The 13,255-nt window shown below is 65.6% G+C and carries 13 protein-coding genes; 4 read left to right on the top strand and 9 right to left on the bottom strand.

The features are described 5' to 3' along the window. Positions 1–27: 27 nt before the first annotated feature. From POS15_RS05325 to POS15_RS05315, 3 genes are read left to right on the top strand one after another with little or no spacing between them, the layout of a single operon-like run. Positions 28–915 carry a nitrilase family protein gene (locus tag POS15_RS05325; protein WP_284129160.1) on the top strand — a complete coding sequence of 296 codons (888 nt, stop codon included), beginning with the start codon at positions 28–30 and terminating at the stop codon, positions 913–915. Between the two features lie 11 nt (positions 916–926). Continuing rightward, entirely contained in the window at positions 927–2,126 is a 1,200-nt protein-coding gene (locus POS15_RS05320; RefSeq protein WP_284129159.1) for a hypothetical protein, read from the top strand. 44 nt (positions 2,127–2,170) lie between these two features. After that, positions 2,171–3,178 (top strand): asparaginase, encoded by a 1,008-nt coding sequence (locus POS15_RS05315; RefSeq protein WP_284129158.1) that lies wholly within the window; start codon positions 2,171–2,173, stop codon positions 3,176–3,178. A gap of 26 nt (positions 3,179–3,204) precedes the next feature. On the opposite strand, the gene POS15_RS05310 is transcribed toward POS15_RS05315, so the two are convergent. The 9 genes from POS15_RS05310 to POS15_RS05270 all read right to left on the bottom strand — a co-directional run bounded on the left by POS15_RS05310 (position 3,205) and on the right by POS15_RS05270 (position 11,593). Beyond that, entirely contained in the window at positions 3,205–3,993 is a 789-nt protein-coding gene (locus POS15_RS05310; protein ID WP_284129157.1) for a CHAD domain-containing protein, read from the bottom strand. Between the two features lie 55 nt (positions 3,994–4,048). Beyond that, positions 4,049–5,989: a response regulator gene (locus POS15_RS05305; protein ID WP_019184171.1), complete on the bottom strand. Its 1,941-nt coding sequence runs from the start codon at positions 5,987–5,989 to the stop codon at positions 4,049–4,051. Next, a complete protein-coding gene (locus tag POS15_RS05300) occupies positions 5,976–6,836 on the bottom strand; it encodes an ATP-binding protein (protein WP_019184172.1) in 861 nt (286 codons plus the stop codon). Before POS15_RS05300 ends, POS15_RS05305 begins: the two co-directional genes overlap by 14 nt. Further along, positions 6,833–7,849 carry an ATP-binding protein gene (locus POS15_RS05295; RefSeq protein ID WP_046273392.1) on the bottom strand — a complete coding sequence of 339 codons (1,017 nt, stop codon included), beginning with the start codon at positions 7,847–7,849 and terminating at the stop codon, positions 6,833–6,835. Before POS15_RS05295 ends, POS15_RS05300 begins: the two co-directional genes overlap by 4 nt. Further along, positions 7,840–8,241 carry an anti-sigma regulatory factor gene (locus POS15_RS05290; protein ID WP_046273391.1) on the bottom strand — a complete coding sequence of 134 codons (402 nt, stop codon included), beginning with the start codon at positions 8,239–8,241 and terminating at the stop codon, positions 7,840–7,842. Before POS15_RS05290 ends, POS15_RS05295 begins: the two co-directional genes overlap by 10 nt. Further along, positions 8,238–8,531 (bottom strand): STAS domain-containing protein, encoded by a 294-nt coding sequence (locus POS15_RS05285; protein ID WP_284129623.1) that lies wholly within the window; start codon positions 8,529–8,531, stop codon positions 8,238–8,240. Before POS15_RS05285 ends, POS15_RS05290 begins: the two co-directional genes overlap by 4 nt. A 79-nt stretch (positions 8,532–8,610) precedes the next feature. Then, positions 8,611–9,471: an STAS domain-containing protein gene (locus tag POS15_RS05280; RefSeq protein ID WP_046273390.1), complete on the bottom strand. Its 861-nt coding sequence runs from the start codon at positions 9,469–9,471 to the stop codon at positions 8,611–8,613. A gap of 355 nt (positions 9,472–9,826) precedes the next feature. Next, positions 9,827–10,867: a hypothetical protein gene (locus POS15_RS05275; RefSeq protein WP_046273389.1), complete on the bottom strand. Its 1,041-nt coding sequence runs from the start codon at positions 10,865–10,867 to the stop codon at positions 9,827–9,829. A gap of 117 nt (positions 10,868–10,984) precedes the next feature. Then, positions 10,985–11,593, bottom strand: a complete 609-nt coding sequence (locus tag POS15_RS05270; protein WP_284129156.1) for a hypothetical protein — start codon at positions 11,591–11,593, stop codon at positions 10,985–10,987. A gap of 310 nt (positions 11,594–11,903) precedes the next feature. Between POS15_RS05270 and POS15_RS05265 the strand changes: the two genes are divergently transcribed. Continuing rightward, complete coding sequence (locus POS15_RS05265) at positions 11,904–13,244, top strand: TlpA disulfide reductase family protein (protein ID WP_284129155.1); 1,341 nt, start codon at positions 11,904–11,906, stop codon at positions 13,242–13,244. Positions 13,245–13,255: the final 11 nt, after the last annotated feature.

Here is a 13,255-nt window from a genome sequence, read left to right as displayed (position 1 = left end):
CGATTTGGACAGGAACAGGTAACCCGCATGAGCAATGCCGTCAGCGCAGTACGCATCGCCGTCTTGCAGTTCGACCCTCAGGTCGGGGTGCATAACGGTCAGGTCAATCTGGGCAAGAGCCTGTCGCTGGCGCGGGAGGCGGTCGAAAACGGTGCCACGCTTATCGTGCTGCCCGAGCTGGCCAATACAGGCTATCTGTTCGCAGATCGTCAGGATGCCTATGCACATGCCGAGGTCATTCCCGACGGGCCCAGCACCCGCGCCTGGACCGATTTCGCAAGGGAACACCAGATCCACCTCGCCGCGGGACTGGCCGAGCGTGATGGGGTGCATCTGTATGACACGGCTGTCCTGATGGGGCCGGATGGCCTCATCGGCAAGTATCGAAAGGCGCATCTCTGGAACAAGGAAAAGCTGTGGTTCTCGCCAGGAAACCTCGGTTTCCCGGTGTTCGAAACCAGCATCGGCCGGATTGGATTGATGATCTGCTGGGATGTCTGGTTCCCGGAGGTGCCACGCCTGCTGAGCCAGCAGGGCGCCGACATCATCTGCAGCTTGAACAACTGGGTATGGACGCCCCCGCCGCTGTTCGACGACGCGGGAAAGTGCATGGCGTCGTACCTGACAATGACCGCAGCGCACGTCAACAACGTCTTCATCGCTGCCGCCAACCGCGTTGGCAGCGAGTGCGGTGAACGCTTCCTTGGATGCTCACTCATTGCGGGTACCAACGGCTGGCCAATCGCGCCGGTGGCCCCGGCGGAGCACCAGGCCATCGTCTATGCCGACATCGACCTGTCGACCGCCCGCAGCGCTCCCATCTGGAATGCTTTGAACGATCTGCATCGTGATCGACGCACTGATCTCTACGACCCGATGCTGGGCTATCGCCAACATCCCTCTCTGCCGCGGTGAGGCCGGACGAGATGCCGACGCCCTCCACTCTCGACCGGCGTGGCATCTCGGCCTCGCCGTGGGTCTTGATGATCGCCGCCACAGCGATCACGGTAGTGCTGCTCGGCGCGACGGCGCTCGCCCATCGCTCCAGTGGTGCGGGCGACTGGCCGGGCTACGACGACATGATGGCCGGCCTCAGCGCTTCGCCATGGGCAAGGTGGCGTTGGATAGCCGGTGACCTCAGTGAGGTCACCTTCTACAAGCACGAGTGGGCCTCGGCAGGCCTTCTGCTGGGTGCGGCGGTCGGGCATCTCGCCAGTCGCGGCGGACATCGCTGGCAGGGCTTCAGCATCTGCTATGGCAGTGGTTTGTGGCCCTGGGTAGTGTCCAGCTCGCTGCTGGGTATGCTGCTGAGCCATGCACTGTGGGGATGGTCACTCGGTACGGGGACTTGGCAGCCCACCTTTGTCGCCGCTGTTTCCTTGCCTGCCGCCATGGTTCTACTGTTCGGGCGAGGGTGGAAGATCGCTGTCAACGGGGCAGTGCTGGGCGCCGTGCTGGTGACTCCGTCCTGCCTGCTGCTGGTCAACTACGTATGCACCCCGCTCCAACTCCCGGCCGTTGTGGGCAATGTACTCGGCATGGCGCTGGGCAGCGCGGCCGCCTTCTTCCTGTGTCGGCGCATCCCGTGGCTGGTCAGCCCGCCTGCTCCGCAGCGGAAGCTTCCGGTGCCGTCAGCGCCGGTGGTCACGCAACGATATGGCATCACCTGGACCGTTCGTCGTGTACTGGCAGATTTCTCAGAAGCCCCCTTCTTCGGTAACGAATGGGCCAGCATCGGCCTGCTCGCGGGGGTATTTCTCGCGTACGCGCTGAATCCGCTCGCGCCAGCCTATGGCTCGGGCCTGCTGCTCCCTCTGATTGCCGGCCAGGCGCTTGCATCCCTCGTCGGTGTCATCCTCTGGCGCCGGCAATGGATGTCGCACGGCTGGTACCCCACCTATGTCCCACTGGTCTCCGTAGTCCCCGCCGCGGTTCTGACCCACGGCGGCGGAATGGCGGTGGTGATCAGCAGCGCGGTGCTGGGCGCCCTGATCGCCCCGCCACTGGCGAGAGCTCTTTCATCCCGGTTGCCCAACCATGTACATCCGTACCTCGGCAATGTCCTGTCGATGGCTGTCAGCACCCTGCTCGTCGTGCCGTCACTGGGCCTGGTTTTCCGCGGTTGAGTTCCCGGGTCGTCACGAATCCTTCCTGTTCCCTGAGGTCTGCCTTGCCGACACCCCGAATCTCCATCGCCACGCTTGGCGGCACGCTGAGCATGCAGCACCAACAGGGAGGCGAAGGAATCACACCCGCCCTGGCTGGCGACGCCTTGCTTGCCACCGTGCCTGCCATTTCCGATATCGCGCAGATCGGCGTGCAAAGCCTGAGTCTGGTCCCCAGCGCATCGCTGGACTTCAACCTGCTGCTGCAGGTGCTGGCGTGGGCGGACCGTCAGATCGAAGAAGGTGCTGACGGCGTGGTTGTCACCCAGGGCACGGATACCCTGGAGGAGACCGCCGCATTCCTCGATTACCTCTGGACTCACGATGCCCCCCTGGTCGTTACAGGGGCGATGCGCCCGGCGGGACAGGCCGGGGCGGACGGCCCCGGCAACATACTGGACGCCACCCTGGTTGCCTGCACTGCCGACAGTCGCGCACGCGGTGTCCTGGTCGTCATGAACGCCGAGGTCCACGAGGCCAGGCATGTACGGAAGTCGAGCACGCTGGCCCTTCATGCCTTCACTTCGCCCGTGGTGGGTCCCGTCGGCCTGATGATCGAAGGCCGCGCCTGCTTTCTTCGCCCGGCGCGCGCCCGCATGCTGGTGCCCTTGCCAACGCGTACGCACCAGAAGATTGCGCTCCTGGAAGCAACACTTGCTGCCGATACCCTGCTGTTGGAGCAGTTGCTGCCGCTGGGCTACGAAGGCCTCGTCATCGCGGGTTTCGGCGCAGGTCACGTCAGTGCATCCTGGTCCAACGTCCTGGCGCGCATTGCCACGAAGATTCCGGTCCTCGTGGGCACGCGTACGGGGTCGGGACCGACCGCACAGTGCACCTATGGCTTTGAGGGTGGCGAGATCGGTCTGATCCGCAATGGTCTCCGGATGTGTGGGCTGCTGTGTCCGCGCAAAGCCCGGCTGCTTCTCTGGCTGTTGGCAGGTAGCGGCCGACAGGACGACCTCGTCGACTACCTCCGCGAGTACACCTTGCCCACGCCAGGCCGACCCAGTTGAGCAGCAGATCGATACGGCGGCTCAGCTCAACCCAGCGCAGCCACCCCCTCCGCATCCATCTGCGCAAGCAGTGCACGGCGGCCCTCCACACCCGGCATCACCCGCACCAGGTTGCGCAGCATCCGTAGATCCTGCTGCCAGCCCAGCTGATCGCCCAGCGTGTGCAGTGCCCGCGCCTGTCGGCCCGGGCGGCTGCGCTTGATCGAGGCAGCCAGCGCGCTGTCCAGCGTTGGCAGTGCTTCCAGCTGCATGCGCAGGCGGCGTACCCGCCGGCGCCAGCGGTGCAGATCCTCGGTATCGCGGCTGCGTGCGGCGCGCTTTTCCGCCTTGGCGGTACGCCGCTCACTACGCGCCAGCCCCTTGCGCAGGTCACGCCTTCCAAGGGACTCCCATGGCTGGGCCTGGAGATCCCGCACGATACGTCCCAGTGCCGCGTGGCGGCGTGCAAACGCCGGGTCGCGTGCGAGCGCCTGGGCAAGGCGTGCGTCGCGGCGCACCGTCAGCCGTCTGCCGACCTCCGCCCATGGCAGGGCGGGCTGCCGCGCGGCCAGGCGCTGGCAGGTGTCCACCACCACGTGGGCATCACGCAATGCCGACAGCCCTTGCCCGAGGCGCCGCAGGGCCGCATCAGCCTGGTCTGTCTCAAAATGGCTGTTCTCCAGCAGTGCGAGCAGCGCGCGCAGGCGCCGGATGGTCTTGCGCGCGCGATGCACGGCATCGTGGACATCGGATTGGGGCGAAAGCGCCTCGGCGATGGCCGTGCACTCACGCGCCGCCAGTGCGCGGGCGGCCGGGCCGATTGCGGGTGGCGACATGGTGGTTTCCCCCGGAGGCGTCGGGGGATTGTACCCAGGCTGCGGGCGAAGCCTGTCAGCCCGGGTTGAACATCTGCCGCACGCCCCGCAGCAGTTCGTTGACACTGAACGGCTTGGGCAGCAGGGACATCCCCTGCCCGAGGAATTCATTGCGGACAGCGGCGCTTTCCGTATAGCCGGTGACGAACAGCACCGGCAGGTGCGGCCGCAGGGCCCGGGCCGCATCGGCAAGCTCGCGGCCGTTCATGCCGGGCAGGCCGACGTCGGACAGCAGCAGGTCCAGCTCACGGTCCGAATGCAGTTCCAGCAGCGCCTGCTGCGCGTTGATGGCCTCGACCACCTGGTATCCGGCTTCGACCAGCATCTCCCGGACCATCATCCGCACCGAATCGGTATCGTCCACCAGCAGGATGCGTTCGGCGCTGCCACGGGGCAGCTGTGCCGGTACCGATGCCTGGGTGACCGGCTGAAGCCGGCCCTCCGGCAGCAGCAGCTCGATTTCCGTCCCCTCGCCACGCTCGCTCGCGATGCGTGCGCTGCCACCGGACTGACGCGCGAACCCGTAGGTCATCGACAACCCCAACCCGGTGCCCTCGCCCTGCGGCTTGGTCGTGAAGAACGGCTCGAACACCTTGGTCAGCAGCTCGGTGGGAATGCCCACCCCGTTGTCCAGGACGGTGACCGTGATGTAGTGGCCCGGGGCCAGTTCGTGGTCACGCTCGATCTGCGCACGCCCGGCGCGGATGCGGATCAGGCCTTGGCCGGCCAGCGCATCGCGGGCGTTGATGACCAGGTTGAGGATCACGTTCTCGAACTGGTTCGGGTCGGCCACCGCGATCAACGGCTCCGGGCCCAGCTCCAGTTCAAGCTCGATGTTCTCCCCGATCGAGCGCTGCAGCATGTCTTCCAGCGAGCGCACCCGCGCAACGACGTCGAAGGTCTGCGGGTCCAGCGGTTGTTTGCGCGCGAAGGCCAGCATGCGCTGGGTCAGCGCCGCGGCACGGTGCGCCGAGCCGGTGGCGATCTCGACGTAGCGCGAGGCCTTGTCCCATTTACCGCTGGAGGCGGCGATCTCGATCATGTCCAACCCGGAGATGATCGTGGTCAGCAGGTTGTTGAAATCATGCGCGATGCCGCCGGTGAGCTGGCCGAGCGCATCCATCTTCTGCGCCTGCATCAGCTCGATCTCGGTGCGCTCGCGTTCGGCGATCTGGAAGGCCAGTTCGGACGTGGCGCTTTCCAGCTCCTGGCGCTGCTCGTTGGCACGCGCATGGTGCTCGGTCGTGTCTTCGATCAGCACCAGCCCCTGGCCGGCGGCCTGATAGGGAGTCACCCGCCACTCGGTCATGCGGATCGCACCGCCGACGCGAAGGCTGAAGGTTCCCTGCCAGCGCTCGCCCTCGGCGAGGGCGACCTTCAACGCACTCAGCGGCGCGGCCTGATCCTGAAGCAGCTGATCGAGTTGGCCCGGACCGATCTGCTGGCCCAGTAGACGGGTGAACGCGTCGTTGGCGTCGTGCGCGTTGAGGTCGGCATCGAGCACCGCGATGGGCGCATTGATATGGCGGAAGATTTCGCGGAAGCGCGCTTCAGTCTCGCGCAGCGCTTCCTCCGCGCGGCGGGCGCGCAGCAGGCTGCGCAGCGTGGCCAGCAGCACATCCGGGTCCACCGGATGGATCAGATACGCATCAGCGCCTGCGTTGAGGCCGGTGATCATGTCGCCGGTCGCGATCGAGGCCGCCGAGACATGCACCACCGGCAGCAGCTGCAGGCGTGCGTTCTCGCGCAGCTGGCGGACCACATCGAAGCCACTCATGTCCGGCAGGTTCACATCCAGCACCAGCGCATCGAAATCATGCTCGGCAAGACGTTCCAGCCCCTCCCCGCCGGTACCGGCTTCCTCGACATGGAACCCGTGATGCTCGAGCACCCGGCGCACCGCATAGCGGGTCGCTACGTTGTCGTCCACCACCAGGATGCGATCAGGGTTCGCCATTCGCGGCCTCCGTGGCCAAGGTCAGCGGCAACACCACATAGAAGTCCGAGCCTGCGCCGATTTCACTTTCGACCCCGACGTGCCCACCAAGCAGCTCGGCAAAGCGCTTGCACAGTGACAACCCCAGCCCGGTGCCGCGCAGGCGTTTCTGCAGCGGTGTATCCACCTGCACGAAATCCTCGAACAGGGTGGACTGCAGTTCGGCGGGGATGCCGATGCCGGTATCGCGCACACTGAAGCGCACGGCGCTCTCCCCTTCCAACCGGGTCGACACCACCACCTGCCCATTGGGCGTGAACTTCAGTGCGTTGGAAATGAAGTTGCGCAGGATCTGCGCCAGCTTCTTGTCGTCGGTGTACAGCAACGGCATCACCGGCGGATCTTCGAACACCAGGTCCACCTGGTTGCCTTCCACCAGCGGGCGGAACATGCCGCGCAGGGCCGAGAACAGGTCCATCAGGTCGAACCAGGCCGGTGAAATGGTGATCCGCCCGGCCTCGATCTTGGCCAGGTCCAACAGGTCGTCCACCATCTCGCGCAGCTCGCTGGTGGAGGCGCTGATGAAGCGCACCTGGCGGCGCTGCTCGTCGGTCAGCGGGCCGTCCATGCCGTCTTCCAGCAGCCGCGTCATGCTCAGGATCGAGCCCAGCGGCGTGCGGAACTCATGACTCATGTATGACAGGAACCGGCTCTTCAGCTCGGAGACCTCGCGCAGCTGCTCGGCCTGCTGATCCAGCTCGGCATACAGCGCGAGCACGCCCTGATTGGTTTCATCCAACTCGGCACGCAGCGCATCGGCTTCCAGTCGCAGCCGCTGCAGTTCCTCATCATTGGGGGTGACGCTCAATGCAGATCTCCAAGACGCAGGGCAACAATGCCGGCGTCATCCCGGCCACGATCAAAATCACGCTGCAGCACCGCCACGATCACTGCTGGATGACGGTGGAACAGGCCGGGGTAATCACGCAGGCTCCAACGCGCCTGTAGTCCATCGCTGTGCATGACCAGCAGCGTGCCTGTGGCCGCGTGAAAATGGAATGGTTGTGCCTTGCGGTACTGCACACCCACGATCCCCGGGTGCGAGGCCAACCCACGCGAACTGGTGGGCTCGCACAGGCTGGCGGCGATGTTGCCGATGCCGGCGAACTCCACCTGGCCCGTCGCCACATCCACGCAGGCCACCGCTGCCGCGCCACCCCGGGTACCGGACATACCGGCATGCAGCACGCCGATCAACGCCGGTGCGCCGCCCGCGGCAGAATGCGCGACCGCATCCACACCGGCCCACGCAGCATCGGCCGCAGGAAGCCCGTGGCCGAGGCCATCGATCACCGTGAGCGACACGGTCCGTGCGTCTGCGCGGATATGCCATGCATCGCCGCAGGCCAGCTCGTGGCGCATCGGCAGGCGCAGGGCGCCGTAGGCCACGTCGATGTCGCGCGGGGTGCGGCTGGCGTAGATCCGCGCCACGACCACCGCCCCCTTGGCATCGGACCAGGCATCGAGCACGCTGGCCTGGCGCTGGATCGCGCCCAGCCCGAGGCCCTGGGTGCCGCCGGTCGAATACCCGTCCGGAAGGCACTCGGCCAGGGAAAAGCCCGGGCCGGCGTCCACGGTGCACAGCTCCACCCCGTTGCCGCCGCGGCCGCAGACCACGGACAGGTACATGCGGCCACCGCGCCCATGTTTGAGCACGTTGGTCGCCATTTCGGTCGCCACCAGCGCCGCGCGGCCGGCGTCCATTTCATCCAGGCCGACATGATCGGCCAGTGCCAGCGCTTCGCGTCGCGCCTGTCCGACCTGTGAGGTTTCTTCGACCACCACGACCCGCGTTACCTGGCCTGCGAAGTTCAGCTCCATTTGGTGATCGTGATGCGGGTGCCCTGCCCCGGCGCACTCTCCAGCTCGAATTCATCCACCAGCCGGCGTGAGCCGGACAGCCCCAGGCCCATGCCCGAGCCGGACGACCAGCCATCGGTCAGCGCCTGCGCGACATCCGGAATGCCCGGCCCGTTGTCGGCGAAGACCAGCCGCACGCCCTTGCGCAGCCCCCTCTCGACCACGTCCCAGTCCATCGTCCCGCCGCCACCGTAGATCACGGCGTTGCGGGCCAGCTCACTGGCGGCAGTAACCAGCTTGGTCTGGTCGATCAGGCGCAGCTTGCAGGCCACGCACACCTGGCGCGCGGCCTGGCGGGCCAGCACCACATCCTGCTCGATGCGGATCGGCAGCGAACCACTGTTGGCACTCATGAGGCCGCTTCGTCTTCGTCGGTGCGCTGCAGCAGCTTCATGCCGCGCTCCACGTTGAGCGCGGTGCGCACGCCGCTGAGGGTGAGGCCGAGCTCCACCAGCGTAATCGCCACGGCCGGCTGCATGCCCACCACCACCGTGGTGGCATCCATGATCCGGGCCAGCGACGAAATGGTCGCGATCATGCGGCCGATGAACGAATCGACGATATCCAGTGCGGAAATATCGATCAGCACGCCGCGCGCGGAGGTGCTGCGGATCTTCTCGGTGAGGTCATCCTGCAGGGTCAGCGCGAGCTAATCGTGCATGTCCACCTGGATGGTCACCAGCAGCAGATCGCCCATCTGCAGGATCGGGATGCGTTCCATCTCAGCGGGCAGTCCGGGTCACGGTCTGGCCGGTGCGCTTGAGCGCCAGTGCCAGTGCGTCGGCGAGGTTGGCCTTGGTCACGATGCCCTGCAGGTCCAGCCCGAGGTGCACGATGGTCTGGGCGATCTGCGGCCGCACGCCACTGATGATCGCATCGGCACCCATCAGGCGGATGGCGGTCACGGTCTTCAGCAGATGCTGTGCGACCAGCGTGTCCACGGTGGGCACGCCGGTGATATCGATGATCGCGATTTCCGAACCGGTATCCACGATGCGCTGCAGCAGCGATTCCATCACCACCTGGGTGCGCTGCGAATCCAGCGTGCCGATCATCGGCAGCGCGAGGACGCCTTCCCACAGCTTCACCACCGGCGTGGACAGCTCCAGCATCTCTTCCTGCTGGCGCTGGATCACGTCTTCGCGCGTCTTCTGGAACACGCTGACCGTGTGCAGTCCCAACTGGTCGATCAGCTCGGAGATCGCCCACAACTGGTCGCCCAGCTGCGCCGGATCATTCACGTAGCCCTGCTGGATCACCTCGAACAGCGGTCGCTTCAGCGAGAAGATGAAGCTGGCGGTCTCCGACGAGTTGAAGCCCTTCAGCACGCGCTCGCGGGAAAGTTCCTCCAGGAAGCGGCGGATGTCCTGCCACTCGACCCGTGCGATGGAGCTGACCTCCGTAGCCGACAGCGCCTCCAGGAACAGACGCCAGAACTCGCGGACCTGCTGGTCCAGCTCGCGGGAGGACAGGCGGCCGTCCTGGGCCTGGCTGGAACCGGCCAGATTGCCGGCCCATGCGGCCAGCAGGGGCTCTTGATGGCTGCGAATGAGATCGATCGTGCGCTGCTGCAAAGCCGCCATGGAAAAGGTCCTGAAAGAAGGGAAACACCGGGTGGACAGACGCCCCATCACCGATATGAATGGGGGTCGCAATCGTCCAAGCTTAAATGAATTCAGGAAGATTGGGCATTACGGCAGATGCTGATGGCGTGAAGGTTGTTTGCACTTCCCTGACTCATTCAGAAAGACCGGACCTGGGCTGTTCACCTCGCCAGTTTCCCGGCCGGGCCGCCACAACGCATCAGGCCGCCCGAAGGCGGCCTGATGGTGGAACGGTCAGCGCAGCAGCGCGAACAGGAGCAGCAGCGGAATCGGAATGCCGAGCATCCACAGCAGAATGTACTTCATGGTGTTTCCTCCCTTGGGATGGTCAGGTTCACAGGTCGCGGCGACGGCCGCCCCAGGTGGCACTCAGGCTGGCGATGAAGGCACCGATCAGCAGCGTGATGAACAGCCACAGCGCGGCATAGGCGGTCGCCTTGCGGGCATCGTCGGCCGCCTCCTTGGCCTGCTGCTTGGCGTTGTCCAGCGCAGCGCGCAGGCGGGTCTGGACATCGGTCACGCGGGCCTGTGCCTCGGCCTGGCTCATGCCGGTCTGTGCCGCCACCAGCTGGCCCAGGTACTGGGTATCGGCCGGGTCCATGGTGTCGGACTTGAGGCTGTTGACGATGATGCGATTGACCTCGGTACGCACCTCACGGCTGTCCGCACGACGGTCGGCACCCGGCATCGGGCGCGGCGGCGGCGGTGCGCCGTTGACCGGCGGTGCCGGGGGCGCCGCTGCATCGGCCGGACCCACCGGCGGCGCGGGCTGCGCTGAGGTCGGGTTGGCACGGAACAGCGAATCCACCCAGTACTGCACGTCACCCTCTTCGTTGCCCATTGCGGCCGAGCCTGCGCCCGCTGCGGCAATACCGCCGGCAGTGGACGCCGCCGCACCTGCGGTGGCACCGGCCACCTTGGCGCCAGCGCCGAGAATGCCGCCGATCGCGGAGGTCAGCAGTGCGGCGGTCAGCAGGGTGGCCACCGCCCACGACACGAAACCATGTGCGGTATCGCGGAAGTAGGTCTCATCGCCGTGCAGGTTGCTCCACTTCGTGCGCAGGCGACCGGCCAGATAGCCACCCAGGCCGGAGGCCGCGATGGCGGTGAAGGTCAACCAGGCAATGCTGGACCAGCCGAAGGTCTCGGCAGTCACGCCCTCAAACGACCACGGCGAGACCGACGACAGGCCCAGGCCCACGCCGAGAATCACCAGGATCAACGAAAGCGCGGCTGCGGCGATGGCACCGGCCAGGATCGCGCCCCATGACACGGCGCTCTCGCGTGGAAGATCCACCACCGGCGGTGGGGTGACCACGGCCACGGTCGCGGCAGCGACGGGCTCGGGGTGGGCGTAATCGCCTCGGGTATTCATAGCGGATGGCACTCCTTTTCATGCGCTGCGGATGCAGCTCGCATCGGCAGGCTGCGCTTCAGGTCGTGAAATACGCGAGACGCTGAAAACAAGACCGTGTGGACGGCCGCGCCAGACTCACACCCGCCGGCCAAGCAGCATGACCACGCCGACCAGGCCACCCAGCGCGCCGACAACCGCCAGCTCGATGGACGGCTCACGCAACCGCAATGCCATGACCATGCACAGCGCGCCCAGCCCGATGATCACCGCACCGATGGCCGCCGCACGCGCCGAGCCATAGAAGTGAGTACGCCGGATCGGCTCGCTGGGCGCAGGCTGCCTGCGTTGCCAAGCCTCCAGTGCGTGTTCGAATTCGCGCAGCAGGCGGTCACGGCTCTGCAGATCGGCTGCACTCACCATCAGCGTCGTGCGGCCCGGCCGCACCAGTTTCAGGTAGTCATCGGTGCCCCAGCTGGACAACTGATCGAAGGGCACCGCGTCACGTCGCGAAAACATCAGGCCATCGGCCATGACCATCACTTCATTGCGCGTCGGAAAGCCCTGGAAGGCCAACAACGGCGGCAGCACCAGGCACAGCAGTGCCACCACGATGGCGATACCCACCGGACCGCGATTGAGCACGATGAACATGAAACTGCCCGCGGCCAACAGGAATGCGAGCGGGACGGCCAGCTGGTGCCAGCGGGTATAAACCGAGACCTGGATACCTTCCCTTGGCTTCACGATGGGTTCCCTCCTTAGTATCGGCGCGGGGCCGGGCGCCTCGAGCACCATGGTCTTCGATGCAGGCCACGGCGGCAAATGCGCTGATGTCAAAACGGTTATCAGCCTGCCATCGTCGCGCCGGTGAATATGCTGATGAACATGCGTTCCAAGCCACGATGAACTTTTACGACATTCACGTGGCAATAATCCAGTCACGCCACGGATGGCACGTGACCGGCCAGGGATGGCCTTTCAGCGGATGCAGTGGAACGGGGGCTGCATCGCCGGCGACTTGGCGCGTCCAAGGGGATTATCTGGAAGCACTCTCATGACACTGGCATTATCCGGTCGCGTCGTCGCGGCCCTGTTCCTCGCCTCAAGCCTGTCCTTGGCCCTGCCTGCAGCGGCCGCAGCCACCGCCCCATTTCCTGCCGAAGGCGTGTGGCGCGGCGAATTCAATATCGATGGCGATCCCATTCCGTTCAACTTCGAAGTAAAGGGAAAGCGTTCGCAGGACGCGACCTTTACCCTGCTCAACGGCAGCCGCACCGACAGATTCAAGGTCACCCCGCGCGATGACGGGACCTTCTCGGTGCGGATGAACACCTACGATGCGGTGCTCGAAGGCAAGGTCTCCGAGGATGGCAAGCACCTGGTCGGCCAGTACAAGGACCTGGTGCCCAGCCGCAACGGGGCGCGCAACCTTGCCTTCACCGCCGAACAGGGCGCGGCATGGCGCTTCGTCAAGCCCGGTCAGGACGAGGCACCGGCGGCGGACCTCAGCGGCAAGTGGGCCGTGCAGACCATCGACAAGGCCGCCCGCCAGGACAAGCGCAACCAGGTCGCCCTGCTCAAACAGGAAGGGAATCGCCTCTCCGGCGTGTTCATGACCGTGGTGGGTGATACCCGCGAGCTGGAAGGCACCGTGCAGGGCAACCGTTTCTACCTGTCCGGCTTCAGTGGGCCCAGCCCGCTGCTGATCCGCGGCACGATCGATGAAGACGGCAACATCCAGGGCGCGTTCGGCAGCGGCATCTACAACGTGGTGAAGTTCGAGGCCGAGAAGAGCGACAAGGTGGAGCTGCCGGATCCGTACAAGCTCACCTTCCTCAAGGATGGCCAGGAACGCATCGATTTCAGCTTCCCCGACCTGCAGGGCAAGCAGGTCTCGCTGCGCGACGACAAATACCGCGGCAAGGTGGTCATCGTTGAAGTGATCGGTACCTGGTGCCCGAACTGCACCGACCAGACCTATTTCCTGGCCCCGTGGTTCAAGCAGAACCAGCACCGTGGCGTGGAGGCGGTGGCGGTCGCCTTCGAGCAGGAAGACAACTTCGATTACTTCAAGAAGACCCTGACCACGTTCAAGGACTACTTTGATATCCGCTACGACATCGTGTTCGGCGGCATCGCCGACAAGAAAGTCGCTACCGAGAAACTCAAGGGCCTCAATTACATGGCCGCCTTCCCGACCACGATCATCATCGGCCGTGACGGCAAGGTCCGCGAGATCTACACCGGCTACACCGGCACCGTGACCGGGGAGTATCACCAGGATTATGTGGCCCGCTTCAACAGCCTGCTCGATGGACTGATTGCCGAGCCCGATCCGTATGCGGCAAGCGCCGCGACCGCAACCACGACGCCGGCACTGGCCGTCGCCCCGTAACCCTCCGCGGC

This window comes from Stenotrophomonas sp. BIO128-Bstrain (genome assembly GCF_030128875.1).
Classification (GTDB): Bacteria; Pseudomonadota; Gammaproteobacteria; order Xanthomonadales; family Xanthomonadaceae; genus Stenotrophomonas; species Stenotrophomonas bentonitica_A.
This window is presented reverse-complemented; position numbering and strand designations above follow the sequence as displayed.

Excerpts from the sequence above, each read along its gene's own strand:
- POS15_RS05325 (WP_284129160.1), top strand. The coding sequence starts at position 28 with ATGAGCAATGCCGTCAGCGCAGTACGCATCGCCGTCTTGCAGTTCGAC.
- POS15_RS05320 (WP_284129159.1), top strand. The coding sequence starts at position 927 with ATGCCGACGCCCTCCACTCTCGACCGGCGTGGCATCTCGGCCTCGCCG.
- POS15_RS05310 (WP_284129157.1), bottom strand. The coding sequence starts at position 3,993 with ATGTCGCCACCCGCAATCGGCCCGGCCGCCCGCGCACTGGCGGCGCGT.
- POS15_RS05305 (WP_019184171.1), bottom strand. The coding sequence starts at position 5,989 with ATGGCGAACCCTGATCGCATCCTGGTGGTGGACGACAACGTAGCGACC.
- POS15_RS05295 (WP_046273392.1), bottom strand. The coding sequence starts at position 7,849 with ATGGAGCTGAACTTCGCAGGCCAGGTAACGCGGGTCGTGGTGGTCGAA.
- POS15_RS05290 (WP_046273391.1), bottom strand. The coding sequence starts at position 8,241 with ATGAGTGCCAACAGTGGTTCGCTGCCGATCCGCATCGAGCAGGATGTG.
- POS15_RS05280 (WP_046273390.1), bottom strand. The coding sequence starts at position 9,471 with ATGGCGGCTTTGCAGCAGCGCACGATCGATCTCATTCGCAGCCATCAA.
- POS15_RS05275 (WP_046273389.1), bottom strand. The coding sequence starts at position 10,867 with ATGAATACCCGAGGCGATTACGCCCACCCCGAGCCCGTCGCTGCCGCG.
- POS15_RS05265 (WP_284129155.1), top strand. The coding sequence starts at position 11,904 with ATGACACTGGCATTATCCGGTCGCGTCGTCGCGGCCCTGTTCCTCGCC.